A 12,668-nucleotide genomic window follows, 5' to 3' on the forward strand; every position below is an offset into this window, starting at 1 on the left:
GAAGGCTAAGCCAGGGGAGAATGTAGCGGCTGCCACAATGGCGTTGCTCAAGAGTACATTTCCCGCCATTTGGGTCGCTAATTAACTAATAATCAATTTAGTATAAAATAGTATTCCGCCCGATTTACCGGCTTTATACTATTATAAACTATCTAGTACACAACTGATTAAGCGTGCTTTATGAGTGTGCTTCGCATCAGGTTCGTTACCGGCTAACTTTCGGAATACGGACAGCCTTACACCGACCCGACTGTCGAACGTACCTAAGTCCCGGAGCGGTGGTAGCTTGCCGGCATGAAAGAGCTGCTCCTAGCCCTGCTGCTGCCGGCCTACTCGACGCACGCGCAAAGCCTTCCTACCCCCCCAACGCCCACAGAACTGGCCCCACCCGCCGGACAGGAAGCGCCCACGCCCTTTAAGCTCGCCAATGTAATTGTGGTGCATACCCCTGACAGCGCCCGCACTGCGTACCGCAAATTGGCCACCCTGCTACTGGCCCAGGGCTACCAACTCGCAGAGACAGATTCAGCGCAAGGACGGATTACCACCGATTACCATCGCTCGGCCTACCGCCGGATTAAGGTGTCGCTACATTTTGTGATTATCGCGCAAGCAACCGGGTCCCTCATCGAAGAGCAGGCCATCGGCCAAGTCACGACGGCGGATAGTCGGTTTGGCGTGGAGTGCCGGGGAACGCCGAACATGCCCATCGCCTGTGCCTGGTCCGAGATGTGGCGCTTGGCCAGCCGCTACCCGGCGGGTTCGCTGGCCTACAAACGGGAGTAGCCGGCGCGCAGTCAATCACTACCCGTGCTCGGACGGTAGTGGACGCCGGGATAGCTAGCGGGAAGATAATGCCGCTGATTTTTGCCTACGTGCCAGCCCACTAGTTGCTTAATTGTGGTAGCTATGCAACGATGTTGTTGCCGCGATGCAGGGCGGGCAGGAGTTCCCAGTTGCTTAATTGTGGTAGCTATGCAACCCCTGGCCAGGAAAATAGACCCAGCTACCTTACCCGGCCTATCCTTAGGGGGTACTAGCGCTCTTTTCTTTAGCTCCTTTCCCATGCGTGGTCTGCCCCACTTTCTGCTCCTGCTGTGCGCTGGGCTGCTCCTGAGTAGTCGACCACGCTTCGCGCACGCCCAGGCCCGCCAGCCCTGGGTCGCCACCACGGATACCCATACGGCCGTGGTGCACGCCGACGGTACCCTCTGGAGCTGGGGAATGAACAGCAATGGACAACTGGGGGATGGCACCACGACCGACCACCTGACCCCGGCCCAGGTGGGGACGGACAGCACCTGGCAGCGGGTAGCCGTGAGCAGCAGCAATACCTACGCCCTGAAGCGGGATGGCTCGCTCTGGAGTTGGGGAGCGAATAGCAGTGGGCAGCTCGGCACGGGTACCACTGGGGCCGACCAGTGCCTGCCTGGGCGGGTGGGAACCGGCCTGGAGTGGGGGAGTGTCACGGCGGGCGAAGGGTTTGCCCTGGCGCTCCAGCGCGATGGCTCCCTTTGGGCCTGGGGTACCAACTCCGACGGTCAACTCGGGGATGGCTCCACCAGCCCCCGCCCCAGTCCGGGGCGCGTGGTAGGAGCTAGCTCGTGGCGGCACGTCACGGCGGGGGCCTCCCACGTGGTGGCCATTCAGCAAGACGGTACCCTCTGGCTATGGGGCTATAATGGGCAGGGCCAGTTGGGCAACGGTCAGCAAACGGGCATTACTCATGGTAACGCGCCTACCGCGGTGCCCCACCAGCTGGGCACGGCGCACACCTGGGTGAGTGGGGCGGCGGGTGCCTATAACTCGGGGGCGGTGCAGCAGGATGGCACGGTGTGGACGTGGGGCTACGGGTACTTCCTCGGGCCGGGCCTGAGCAGCCAGCTTACGCCCCAACCCGTGACGCTGCCTGTACCCGCCCGCAGCGTCGGGCTGGGCGCGCGTACGACGCTCGTCGTAGCCTGCGACGGCACCCTCTGGGGCTACGGATATTCGTACTACGGGGAACTCGGCGACGGCACCTACTCCCCCCATGATTCCCCCGCCCGACTGACGGCGGGCCACACGTGGACGCAGGTGGTCATGGGGCAACAGCACGCCGTCGCCCTCCAACCGGACGGCAGCGTCTGGGCCTGGGGAGCGAATGAAGTCGGGGCTCTCGGGCATCCCAGCCTGGCGACGTTTGCCGTCTTTGCCCCCCGGCAGGCGGAGCCCGCCACTACGTGGGCCAGCGTGAGCACGGGGGATTTCCATACCCTGGCCGTGCAGCGCGACGGCAGCCTCTGGAGCTGGGGGCAGAACAGCTGGGGCGAAGCCGGCGATGGCACCACTACCCCCCGCCGTTTGCCCACGCAGGTCGGGACCGCCACCACGTGGCAGCTAGTCGCGGCGGGTAGTTCTCATTCCCTGGCCCTGCGGCGCGATGGCACGCTCTGGGCCTGGGGCTTCAATAATCGCGGCCAACTGGGTGACGGCACCACCGACTCCCGGGTAACTCCGCAGCAAGTAGGCGCGGCGACTACGTGGACCAGCGTGGTGGCAGGGAACAGCCATAACGCGGCCCTCCGGCAGGATGGTACGCTCTGGGTGTGGGGAGCCAATGAGAAGGGCCAGTTAGGACTCGGGCTGGGGGTAGACCAGCAAAGCCTAACTCCCCAACCCGTGGGAACCGCCCGCTGGCGCAGCGTGGCCGTCGGCGTTTTCCATACGCTCGCCGTGCGCGCGGATAGTACGCTCTGGGCCTGGGGGGATAACACCTACGGCCAACTCGGGGACGGGACGGCCGGGGGGCAGCGGGCGACACCCGTTCAGGTAGGGCAACGGCACGACTGGGTAAGCGTGGGGGCTGGCGGGCGGCACTCGCTGGCTATTCGGAGCGACGGAACGCTGTAGGCGTGGGGCGACAACAGCACCGCCCAACTCGGCATTGGCCTCCAGTCTACGCGGCGGGTTTCAACCCCTACGCAGGTTGGTACGGCGACAGGCTGGGCCAAGGTCGGGGGGGGCAATGGCCACAGCGTCGGCTTACAGCGCGATGGCAGCTTGTGGAGCTGGGGCTGGGGCTACCTCAGCCCGTGGACCCGGCTGAATACGTACTATAGCGTCGTGCCCCAGCTCGTAGCGGCGGGGCAGGTCTGGGCGACTATCGCCTCCGGCTGGGCCACGGTGCTGGCCGTGCGCCAGGATGGCACGCTTTGGGGCTGGGGGGAGAATGCGACCGGTGCCTTGGGCACGCCCTCCTATGCGCTGGAGCCGCTGCTGATTCAAGCTGGCAGCGGCCTACAGCTGGACCGCTTCCGCGTTTATCCGAATCCCACGCACGGACCAGTGACCATTGTCTCGCCGGGCTGTAGTGCCCCGCTAGTACTTTTCGACCTGACGGGGCGGCAAGTGCGCTCCCTACCCCCCTGCACCACAACGCTGGAGGTGCAAGGGCTGGCCAGCGGGATATACCTGCTGCGGCAGGGCACGGCAGTAACGCGATTGGCAATCGAATAAACGAGGACCCCGGGCCACGGAGTTGGCCGTGCGGACGTCCTCAGCTAACGAGTTGATTAATAAGGCCCCATTCATCTGGGGGAGGTGGCCACCACAACTAGGCCTTCTTATAGCAGCGAGGGAGTAAAATGAACTGTGTTCAAAAGCAAGCCTTCAGGCAGAAATTCTTGCAAAATCGGGTTGATAGGGGATGCCAGATTTGACGATGGCACAGGCCTGCTTCAGCAATTTGTTACACACGGCAATTAAGGCCAGCTTCCCATTCTTGCCTTTCGCTACGAGGCGGTCATAAAGTGCTTTACAGGCCGCATTGGCCTTTTTAGCAGAGAAACTGCACATAAACAGCTTACTGCGAATCAGTCCGCCGCCCATGCGCGTGATGCGGGACTTGCCGCGCACACTCGTGCCCGAGCTGTACTCGCGGGGACAAAGACCTGCTTTCGCGGTTAGCTGCCGGTAGGTCTCTACTTGTGCAAAGCCTTTAGCAAAGAGTAGCAACATCGCGGCCGTTTTGCGTCCAATGCCTGGAATAGAGCATAGTAAAGGCATCTCCCGAGCGTAGTGTCGTTCCAATAAGCCGACTAGCTCCTGCTCCAGCTCCTGAATCTGCCCCTCCATCCGGCTGAGCGCCTGGCGCAGGTGCTGCTCGGCTTTCGCACTCACCACCGGGTGCTGCTGCAAGGCTTCCAAAGAGTTAAGCGTCATCGTCTTTTGCCGAATCAGTTGTTCGCTCACTTGTTCCAGCTGCCGGCATTCGACGAGCACGGCATCATCTGGCTGCCAAGGCATAGCCCGCTGTTGTTGGCCGTAGCGTAACAACCACTGCGCATCTTTGCGGTCGCTTTTGCCCTTGCCCAGGTGCATCTGAATAAAGCGTCTGACAACCAGTGGATTGACAACGGCCACCTGCGCGCCTTGCTCGACTAGGTGGTAGGCCAAAGCCAGGTAATAGGAGCCGGTGGCTTCCATCACGTATAAGCACTCCACCCCACACCGGCGCACGAGTTGCTCAAAGCCAGCTTTCGAATTGCTCACTTCTGTGTGCTGCAGCCGCGTTTGCTGGGAATAGCACACGGCCAGGGTGGCTTTACTCACATCAATACCCACTACATTCAAGATAACTTCCATCATACAAACGATTTAAGTGACTAAAATATGTTCGGACAGTGATTTCCAGGGAGCTATTTTCAATCCTAATACAGGCTCTCAGGCCTTATGGAACTGTCCAACGTCGCCCAAGAACAGGGAGGGGATTCTCATTTTAGACGGGCTGCAAATAGGCCCTTTACTGTAATCGACCTTACTCCTCCCTGTCACTGTCAGCGCCTGAATGTAAGCCCGCTGCAAACATAGGATTACTGTAAGCCGTTTCAAGCGAGGGCCAGAAAGCCGTAACTTATTGACCCTTTACGTTTTGCGTCCTATTGAACCAATTGGCTCAGTAGGACGGGTTCAGAAAGGCAGTCCAAAAAGGCACAGCCACTTGGTTTATTGAACCTAACTTTTTGAACCGTGCGGGAATCAGACCTAGCTAGAAACCAATTGCATATTATATCCGATATGTTCTTAGCGTAAGTTTAGCCCCTTTCTGCTATAAGAAGGCCTTGCTACCCACGCCCGAGAATCTGGCCGCCGCCGGCAAGCAGGCCGCCGCCCGCATCGAGGCGGCTATTACGGCCGGTACCCAGGCCGGGACGCAGCAGGTTATGGCCAGCGTGCAGGAGAGTACGCGCCAACTCACGGCCGCCGCCGCTGCCTTAACCAAAGCCGCGGAGTCCGTGCCCCGGTCGGTGCCGGTGGATTTTTTGCAAGGCTGGCGCTGGCCTACGGGCTTAGCGTTAGGGCCGGTGCTGCTCGTGCTGTTGGGCTTGTGGATAGGCGGCGCTTTTTCGGGCGTTTCTCAAGTGAAATATGACTCGCAACGAGCAGTAGCCCAAGAGTTAGCCGACGAGCGAAACTTCTACCAAACGCAAATCGATGCGTTTGGTAAAGACATGAAATCTAACCCGGAAACCCGCAAGGTGGTGAAGTCTTATTTTCCTAAGTATGTGCCACTTCCCCCGGCCGAAGCGAAGTAGCTCATCGCGTAAGAGGGAGACCCAGTTTAGCACTTTCGCGTGCTCCGCGTTCCTAGCCCAGCATTCCGAGAACTACATTTAAGCGTTTTTACCTTTCTGCTCCCTTTATGAAGAAGCATATCAAGTTTACGCTTATCCTGACTGGTATTCTGCTAACTCGGGCTTACGATGCGTATTGTACCGCTCTGTTTACGCCCGACTTGAAGCGAGAAGCAAATCCTCTTGCCTCTGTTTTCCATATCCAATGGGGTGGTTTACTGCTTATCATCGGTTGCGTGCTAGTCTACGTTGGTTACGCGCTGTATATAAACATATACAAAAAAATAAACCTGTTTCCCGCTCAAAAGCAGCTGTCTTTTGGGCAATTCGTGGTTCAGGCACTCTATGGACCAGGAGAACGGTGGACAGCCTTTCTCTATAAGCTTCCAGCGGATAAGCAAAAGATGCACTACGTTTTCGGGTACATCTTATCCTATGGCTTACTATGGACCGGGCTTGTGACCACCATGATGTGGTTGTTAATCAATCATACTGCCACGTACTACACACAGTACTACAGCTATAAGGGGATTGTAAGTCTTGTTTTAGGAGGGGTAGTGGGAGTTGCCTACTATTACTTTAACCAGCTGTATACTGCTTATAAAGCAATAGAATAGTAGTATTTTACATACTGCAAACGACCGTGGCTGTTGCAGAACGTTGTTTAGATCTATAGGCGAGGTTATTAGTGGCCAAACAACGCCGTGAATCGTCTATCTGGCCACTTTATTTAGGCTCCCGCCATCCATTCAACCTGTTCCTAAGCGAGACGGGGAGTTCTGCAACGGCCACGACCGTTTACAATACGTAAAATAGTTTGTTATCTCATTTGAACCACTGTTTCCGTTTTGTTTCTGGGCAACCACGCTTCCCTTTTCTGCATCTGGCGACTGCTCTCAATTGCTGAAGCTACCTCCAACAGCTGATTGCTATGTCCTATCAAAAAAAGCTACAGATGAGATTATTGGTCTTGCCACTCTTTTTTGCCGCGAGCAGCTTGTTTGCTCAAACCAGCACGCCAGACGTTCAGCCTTCGAAGGAAGTGGTGCAGTACCTGAATGAATTCCAACACATAATAAAGCAGAACGCGCTGTATGCTGACTCCATTAACTGGGGTCAGTTGAGCCGTGAAGTCACGGAAAAATCACGGGGTCTGGCAACTGTCGAGGATTGTAAGCCCGTCATCGACCATATCCTGCGAACGCTCCGAAACGCGGGGGACAAGCATTCTTTTTTCATACCGAAGGAAAAGGCCACCAGTCAGAATTCTGCCAGCTATGAGGCCAAGCAAGCCGAAAGCCAGTACTTGGGAAATGACATCGGGTACCTCAAAATTCCGGCACTCAGCTCGATGAATTCCTCCGTAGGGCAGAACTTCTCTCAAGGCATACGCCGCCAGATGGAAGCGTTGGAAACCCAACACAACCTAACGGGGTGGGTGGTCGACCTGCGGCATAATACGGGCGGGAATATGCACCCCATGATTAATGGGCTTCAGCCACTCATCGGAGAGGGAATTTATGGCTACTTTATTTTCCCCAGGCGTACGATTAAGAAGACAATTCCGCTGTACGTCTGGAGTGGTAAGGGAAAGGAACAGCCAGCAGTTAAAGCGGCTAAAACGCAGCAAAGGGTAGCCGTTCTTATCGACTCGCTGACAGCAAGTAGCGGCGAGATGGTTGCCCTATCCTTTAAAGGGCGAAGCAATGTGAAATTCTTTGGTCAGCCTTCGGCAGGATATACGACCACAAATCAAGACTTTAGGCTTTCGGATGGAGCATATCTTTTGCTAGCAACAGGCTATATGGCGGATAAAAACCGGAACACGTATTTGCCCAACATCGCCCCGGATGTGGTCGTGGAGTACGCGCCAGCCAATACCCAAGATAAGACGATAGAAGCCGCTAGAAAGTGGTTACTGGAGGCTAAGTAGCGTTTCTGCTTTACTCCTCCTTTCGGTAAACGCCTAACAACTGGCCGGCGCCAGGTGCCAATTGGCCCTTTTAGCATGGAATGAGTTTAAGAAACCGGTCTACGATTCGAAGTTTACGAAACGCGCCAAGTAGATGAGTTTCGTAAACGCCCACATTGAAGCCCGGTTCCAGCCAAAGTACCACAATTTGAGGACTGAGGAAGTAGGGGCCAAAACCACCATTTTCCCAAGAGTTGTCTGGGAACACCGCTTATGTTAAGAAATAAAACCCAGAAAGGCAACGGAGTAATGGTACTTCCCCACTGCCCCTAAAATCCTGTTTGCCCAGGCCTGGGAAAGCACCTGGTGGCGAGTTTACGAAACTCATCCCTTCGGCGAGTTTCGTAAACTTTGAATCGTAGACGAGTTTCTTAAACTCGCCCAGCCCGGCAGGGGCCCACTGGCACCTGGCGCTGGGCAACTGTGAGGGGTTTACACAAAGGAGCGGATGCTCGTAGTACCTGCTCCTTTAATTTTTCGATGGGGCAAATGGGGGGAGGTCCTTGGTGCGCATCATGAGGGCGTCAGCGGGGCGTCCGGAGTGACGAAAGGCAGCGGTGTCTATTTTTATGGCCGACATCGACCCGGTGCGCGGGGACGCGGCGTCCCTGTTAGGGGGAGCAACTCCCTTCCGCGGGGCAGTAGTAGGGGCAGGCGTTGGCGTTGTTTGGGCGGAAGCAGGACCGCCTAGGGCCACGAGCGTCAGGCCAAATAGGAAAAGGGAGTTGGGTGTCATAACCAGGAAAAAGGGGAAAGGGGAAGGTACTGACCAGGAGTTGGATGGACGTTCAGTCAACTGGTAGTTTAAACAGCCACCGGCTTTCAGACAGGGTTGGACAAGGACCCGCTAGCGGCCCTGCTGGTGTTCTTGTCACGTTTTCCAAACGAACCTAGTGAAATGTGACGAACTTCCCTTAGTGCTTCGGTAGCTCAGAACAGCTTCAACAACTGCGCGTAGGCACCTTGGCCGCTTTTCTACTATCTTGCACTCATCCACTGATTCTTAACCACCTATCTGATGCGCATTCTCCCCTTTGGCTTGCTGCTGGGCGCGGTTGGGCTACTCGGTACCAGTGCCCGCTTCCCCATCTTTCCAAATCCCTATGCCTACGCGCGGCCTGGCGAGGCAACCCTGGTGAATGGGCAGCACCTGACGGGGCGCTTCTACTATCAGACCCAGGACTTCGACTCGGAAACGGGGCGCGAAACGTATCGCCTCTACTTCTACGGGCACGGGGCTGGGAGCCGACGGGCGGTGGCGGTGGATAGTATTCAATCCTTACAGCTAAGCGGGCGCACCGACCCCACCAAAACGCTGGTCCTCGTCCGCTCCCAACAGCAACTCGTGGTAGCTGCCACTCGTCCGGCGCAGCCCCTGACCTACGCTCTATTTTCCCGGCTCTGATTCCGGGTACAGCGCAGGGCTTACGCATCAAACAGCAGCTAGTGTAATAGGCGCGGACCTTTGCCTTTTTAGGCATTGTCAAGGTCCTTATGCTCAGCCAGCTAGTCGCTTCTTTCGCCACCTTACCTGACCCGCGTTGTGCCGGCCGTACCCGGCACCGCTTACTTAACCTGCTCGTTATCGCCGTGTGTGCCGTGGTGGCCGGAGCGGAAACGTGGGTGGACATCGCCCACTACGGGCGCCTGAAGTACGTCTGGCTGACCTCTTTCCTGGAGTTGCCGCACGGTACGCCCTCCCACGATACGTTTCGGCGCGTGTTCTCGCTGGTGGACCCCCTGGCGCTGGAACAGTGCTTCCGGCAGTGGATGGCCAGCACCGCGCCGCCGTTGCCGCGCGAGGTGGTGGCCGTCGATGGCAAAACCATCCGCCGCTCCTTTGACCGCGGCAGGGCCCAAGCCCCGTTGCATGTGGTCAGCGCCTTCGCCACGCAGCAGGGGCTGAGCTTAGGGCAGGTCGCGGTGGCAGGGAAAGGCCAGGAACTGATGGCTATCCCCCTCTTGCTTAATAGCTTGTGCTTAACCAATACGATTGTAACGCTGGATGCCCTAGGCTGCCAGTATGCCGTCGCCCGGCAACTGCTCGCGCAACAGGCGGATTATATCCTGGCCTTAAAAGGCAACCAGGGCCGGTGTCATCGCGCCGTGGTGGCCTATTGTAAAACCGCTTGTTTCGACCTCGGGGCGACCTATGCGCCCGCTTACGACGCCTTTGACTGCCGGCCAGGGCGCTGGGTCCGGCGCCGGGCCTGGGTGCTGTCGTTGTGCGACGAGCTAGCGGCCCTACGGGACTGGCCTGGTTTGCGGGCCATCATCGCCGTCGAAACGATTCGCCACGTGCAACATCAACCCGGCACCCACGCCGAGATTCGCTACTATCTGACCAGTTGCCCGGATGCCCCGGTAGTACTTATCGAGGCCATCCGCCGGCACTGGGCGATTGAGAATAGCCTGCACTGGGTGCTCGATGTGGTCTTCCGCGAAGACGACGCGCGTAGCCGTGACCGGGTAGCCACGCGCAGCTTCGCCGTCTTGCGTAAACTGGCTTTCAACCTGTTAAAGCAAGGAAAACACCAGCCGGGAAGTCTGCGGGCCCGGCGACGAAACGCGGGTTGGAACGATGAATACATGACCCAGCTGCTAACCTGCGCCCGTCAAAAAGACGCTGCTACTTTTGATGCGTAAGCCCTGGGGTACAGCGCTTGCCACAGGTCGGTCAGCTAGTCGGTACTTGTTCGGTAACGAGCTCGTGGCGGTAGCGCTTGGCGCTAGCCCGACTACTGCTCGTGGGCGTGGTAATCGGTGCTTTTAGAGGTGGCTCAAGAAGGCGCACCTTTCAGACCCCCCTCCATCGAGCTGATTAATGCCCCTTTTCGTGGGTCAAAAAGTGGGTTCTGAAACGTATGTTTGTGACCCATACTTTTTGAGCCATGCAACATACCTTCGGCTACGCCCGCGTTTCAGCGGCTGACCAAAACCTCGATACGCAGCTGGAAGACCTGACCCGCGCCGGCTGCACGCGCATCTTTCAGGAAAAAGTGTCGGGTGCTCGCACGAGTAGCCCCGCGCTCACCGAGTTGCTGGCCACCATGCGCGAGGGCGACGTGGTAGTGGTGAACCGCCTGGCCCGGTTAGGCCGCAACACGGTGCACACGATTCAGCTGGTGGAGGAGTTCAACCGCCGTGGGGTGCACTTTCGGGCCCTCGACCTGGGCATCGACTCGCGCACGCCCGCCGGCAAGATGATTATTGGCGTGTTCTCCTCCTTCAACCAGTATGAGCGCGAGAATAACCGCGAGAAGAGCTTGGCCGGTATTAGGTTAGCCAAGCAGCAGGGCAAGCATCTAGGACGACCCGCGGGGCGTGACGCCGAAAAGCTAGCGAAGGTGGCCAAAGCCTTAGATAAAGGCTTGTCGGTGGCCGAGATTGTCACGCTCACCGGCATCAGCCGGGCTAGTGTCAAGCGTTACCGTTACGAACTGGCATCGGCCTGCTAAACAGTAGCCCCTACGTTTTTGATGAGCCAATACCCTAAAAGCCCCTCACTGCCTGAATTTGTCTTCCATACTCGGCAACTGCTGCAATTCTTGCGCGAAAGGATTCGTCTGGCGGTAAATGAGAGCGGCGGCTAAGCCGTGTTCTTCCCCCACAACTCGGCGGATAAATTGCCCGTGACTGTGCTGCCGGAACCACGCGGCAAATAGCCGATGACGCGCCCGCTCCTGTGGCCCCTGTTGGCATACATAGGCCAGTACCCGGCGCTCGTCTTCGAAAAACTGCGCTACTACATAAACAATAGTTTCCCGAATGCGCGGGTCGTGGGCCGGTATGTCAACCAGTTGACTGGCCTTGTCCCGCCGCATAAACCCGAGCATAAAGGCATGAGGAGCCGCGGCAAAGCCTGGGAAATACGCAGCGGCCTCCGAGAAGTACACCACATACTGCACGCCTGCATCGGTCGTGAACTCTTCCCCGTCGGTGGTGCTAGTTAGCTGGTACCGCAAGAGGATGGGCGAACGTAACCTGCTGGCGGGCTTGCTTATCTCCCGCGATAGCCGCTTCCAGACGCGCTTTATCAGCGGCCATTTGCTGGACGATGCGGCTCCAATCAAGTTTTGGCGTAGTAGCGGCCATGTGTAATACTAGTAGCGAGTAGTAGGACAAATATAACGAGGCCGTTAGCAGATTAGTTTGAGGCAAACAGTCAAGCTTGGTTGCCTAGCGAGGGGCGCATTTTCTAAGCCATCTACCTGTCACATTTTTTAAACGTTCGTTTAAGAAACGTGACAAGACCGAAAACCACCGTTTTGCTGAACCATTGGCTACCTTGTCCATTGCATGGCCAACATCATCAAAACCACGGTAGGCTTGGCGGGTGCCCTGCTGCTGGCCGTAGGCTTCCAGCATTTTACGGCCAGCCCCGTGGTCTTACAGGCTTCAACCGACTCCGTGGCGGGATACGGCGAGTGGCTGGAATTACGGGCCGACGGCACCTTCGACTACACCAGCGCCGGCCTGTTTTCGGAAGATATTATCCGCGGCCGCTATACCCGAACGGACAGCCTCATCCAATTGGACCAACTGCCAGAAGGTGGGGCAGTAAAGCGGAAAACGCTCCGAGTGAGCACGTCTCCTGCTTTTGAAACAGGGAAAGGAATCTGGCAGGTGGGGCCAACGGGCCGCATCGATTCCACCTTGTCTCGGTTAAGAATCGTTCACCTTAAATAACCCTTTTTGGGTAAACCCCTCGCAGCTGCCCGGCACCTGGTGCCAGTGGGCCCCTGCGGGCTGAAAGAGTTTAAGAAACCCGTCTACGATTCAAAGTTTACGAAACGCGCCGCAGGGATGGGGGTCGCACAATAGTAGGAACGGAAAACAACGCTAAGGAATCCTGAGCTAGCGGGCCATCTCATAAAACGTACGTTTTAACGCTACAAAGGCAGTTTTTAAGAAAAGCAGTTTCTGACCAGACTAGCATGTAGCTTTTGCTCATCTCACGTATCAACGGCTCACTCGTGCCTGCATTACTGACTTGGTGAGACAAATAAGCGCGTTTTTGGTGGTCAAACGGGCTTACCGTTGTTTTCCGTTCCTAGTATAGTGCGACCCCGGATGAGTTT

General features: G+C 57.2%; 13 protein-coding genes and 1 pseudogene. 11 read left to right on the forward strand and 3 right to left on the reverse strand.

Annotated elements, in window-relative coordinates; all coding sequences use genetic code 11:
- Positions 1–294: 294 nt before the first annotated feature.
- From LC531_RS21705 to LC531_RS21715, 4 genes and pseudogenes are all read left to right on the forward strand, one after another.
- Positions 295–786, forward strand: a complete 492-nt coding sequence (locus LC531_RS21705) for a hypothetical protein (RefSeq protein ID WP_223654295.1) — start codon at positions 295–297, stop codon at positions 784–786.
- 279 nt (positions 787–1,065) lie between these two features.
- Complete coding sequence (locus LC531_RS21710; protein WP_223654297.1) at positions 1,066–2,892, forward strand: RCC1-like domain-containing protein; 1,827 nt, start codon at positions 1,066–1,068, stop codon at positions 2,890–2,892.
- A gap of 12 nt (positions 2,893–2,904) precedes the next feature.
- Positions 2,905–3,012: pseudogene (locus LC531_RS23060) on the forward strand (hypothetical protein); the annotation flags it as partial.
- A gap of 93 nt (positions 3,013–3,105) precedes the next feature.
- A complete protein-coding gene (locus tag LC531_RS21715) occupies positions 3,106–3,498 on the forward strand; it encodes a T9SS type A sorting domain-containing protein (protein ID WP_223654299.1) in 393 nt (130 codons plus the stop codon).
- 153 nt (positions 3,499–3,651) lie between these two features.
- Here LC531_RS21715 and LC531_RS21720 read toward each other — a convergent pair whose 3' ends face one another.
- Positions 3,652–4,629, reverse strand: a complete 978-nt coding sequence (locus tag LC531_RS21720) for an IS110 family RNA-guided transposase (protein WP_223654301.1) — start codon at positions 4,627–4,629, stop codon at positions 3,652–3,654.
- 473 nt (positions 4,630–5,102) lie between these two features.
- Between LC531_RS21720 and LC531_RS21725 the strand changes: the two genes are divergently transcribed.
- The 6 genes from LC531_RS21725 (at position 5,103) to LC531_RS21750 (ending at position 11,045) form a co-directional block, all read left to right on the forward strand.
- On the forward strand, positions 5,103–5,576 hold the full coding sequence (locus LC531_RS21725; RefSeq protein ID WP_223654303.1) for a hypothetical protein: 474 nt from the start codon (positions 5,103–5,105) through the stop codon (positions 5,574–5,576).
- A gap of 107 nt (positions 5,577–5,683) precedes the next feature.
- Complete coding sequence (locus tag LC531_RS21730; protein ID WP_223654305.1) at positions 5,684–6,232, forward strand: hypothetical protein; 549 nt, start codon at positions 5,684–5,686, stop codon at positions 6,230–6,232.
- Positions 6,233–6,546: 314 nt separating this feature from the next.
- The gene (locus tag LC531_RS21735; RefSeq protein WP_223654307.1) at positions 6,547–7,548 is read left to right on the forward strand and encodes a S41 family peptidase; all 1,002 of its coding nucleotides are present in this window, start codon (positions 6,547–6,549) and stop codon (positions 7,546–7,548) included.
- Between the two features lie 1,057 nt (positions 7,549–8,605).
- Positions 8,606–8,992, forward strand: a complete 387-nt coding sequence (locus LC531_RS21740) for a hypothetical protein (RefSeq protein ID WP_223654309.1) — start codon at positions 8,606–8,608, stop codon at positions 8,990–8,992.
- 89 nt (positions 8,993–9,081) lie between these two features.
- Positions 9,082–10,233: an ISAs1 family transposase gene (locus LC531_RS21745; RefSeq protein WP_223654311.1), complete on the forward strand. Its 1,152-nt coding sequence runs from the start codon at positions 9,082–9,084 to the stop codon at positions 10,231–10,233.
- A gap of 245 nt (positions 10,234–10,478) precedes the next feature.
- Positions 10,479–11,045 carry a recombinase family protein gene (locus LC531_RS21750; protein WP_223654313.1) on the forward strand — a complete coding sequence of 189 codons (567 nt, stop codon included), beginning with the start codon at positions 10,479–10,481 and terminating at the stop codon, positions 11,043–11,045.
- Between the two features lie 45 nt (positions 11,046–11,090).
- Here the strand turns inward: LC531_RS21750 and LC531_RS21755 are convergent, their stop codons facing one another.
- Positions 11,091–11,552 carry a DUF6169 family protein gene (locus tag LC531_RS21755; RefSeq protein ID WP_223654315.1) on the reverse strand — a complete coding sequence of 154 codons (462 nt, stop codon included), beginning with the start codon at positions 11,550–11,552 and terminating at the stop codon, positions 11,091–11,093.
- Positions 11,533–11,682 carry a hypothetical protein gene (locus LC531_RS21760; protein WP_223654317.1) on the reverse strand — a complete coding sequence of 50 codons (150 nt, stop codon included), beginning with the start codon at positions 11,680–11,682 and terminating at the stop codon, positions 11,533–11,535. The genes LC531_RS21755 and LC531_RS21760 overlap by 20 nt, the downstream gene beginning before the upstream one ends.
- 204 nt (positions 11,683–11,886) lie before the next feature.
- Here LC531_RS21760 and LC531_RS21765 point away from each other — a divergent pair, with 204 nt between their 5' ends.
- Complete coding sequence (locus LC531_RS21765) at positions 11,887–12,276, forward strand: hypothetical protein (protein ID WP_223654319.1); 390 nt, start codon at positions 11,887–11,889, stop codon at positions 12,274–12,276.
- Positions 12,277–12,668: the final 392 nt, after the last annotated feature.

It is taken from the genome of Hymenobacter psoromatis, assembly GCF_020012125.1.
Classification (GTDB): domain Bacteria; phylum Bacteroidota; class Bacteroidia; order Cytophagales; family Hymenobacteraceae; genus Hymenobacter; species Hymenobacter psoromatis.

Excerpts from the sequence above, each read along its gene's own strand:
- LC531_RS21745 (WP_223654311.1), top strand. The coding sequence starts at position 9,082 with ATGCTCAGCCAGCTAGTCGCTTCTTTCGCCACCTTACCTGACCCGCGT.
- LC531_RS21735 (WP_223654307.1), top strand. The coding sequence starts at position 6,547 with ATGTCCTATCAAAAAAAGCTACAGATGAGATTATTGGTCTTGCCACTC.
- LC531_RS21765 (WP_223654319.1), top strand. The coding sequence starts at position 11,887 with ATGGCCAACATCATCAAAACCACGGTAGGCTTGGCGGGTGCCCTGCTG.
- LC531_RS21710 (WP_223654297.1), top strand. The coding sequence starts at position 1,066 with ATGCGTGGTCTGCCCCACTTTCTGCTCCTGCTGTGCGCTGGGCTGCTC.
- LC531_RS21750 (WP_223654313.1), top strand. The coding sequence starts at position 10,479 with ATGCAACATACCTTCGGCTACGCCCGCGTTTCAGCGGCTGACCAAAAC.
- LC531_RS21740 (WP_223654309.1), top strand. The coding sequence starts at position 8,606 with ATGCGCATTCTCCCCTTTGGCTTGCTGCTGGGCGCGGTTGGGCTACTC.
- LC531_RS21730 (WP_223654305.1), top strand. The coding sequence starts at position 5,684 with ATGAAGAAGCATATCAAGTTTACGCTTATCCTGACTGGTATTCTGCTA.
- LC531_RS21760 (WP_223654317.1), bottom strand. The coding sequence starts at position 11,682 with ATGGCCGCTACTACGCCAAAACTTGATTGGAGCCGCATCGTCCAGCAA.
- LC531_RS21705 (WP_223654295.1), top strand. The coding sequence starts at position 295 with ATGAAAGAGCTGCTCCTAGCCCTGCTGCTGCCGGCCTACTCGACGCAC.
- LC531_RS21720 (WP_223654301.1), bottom strand. The coding sequence starts at position 4,629 with ATGATGGAAGTTATCTTGAATGTAGTGGGTATTGATGTGAGTAAAGCC.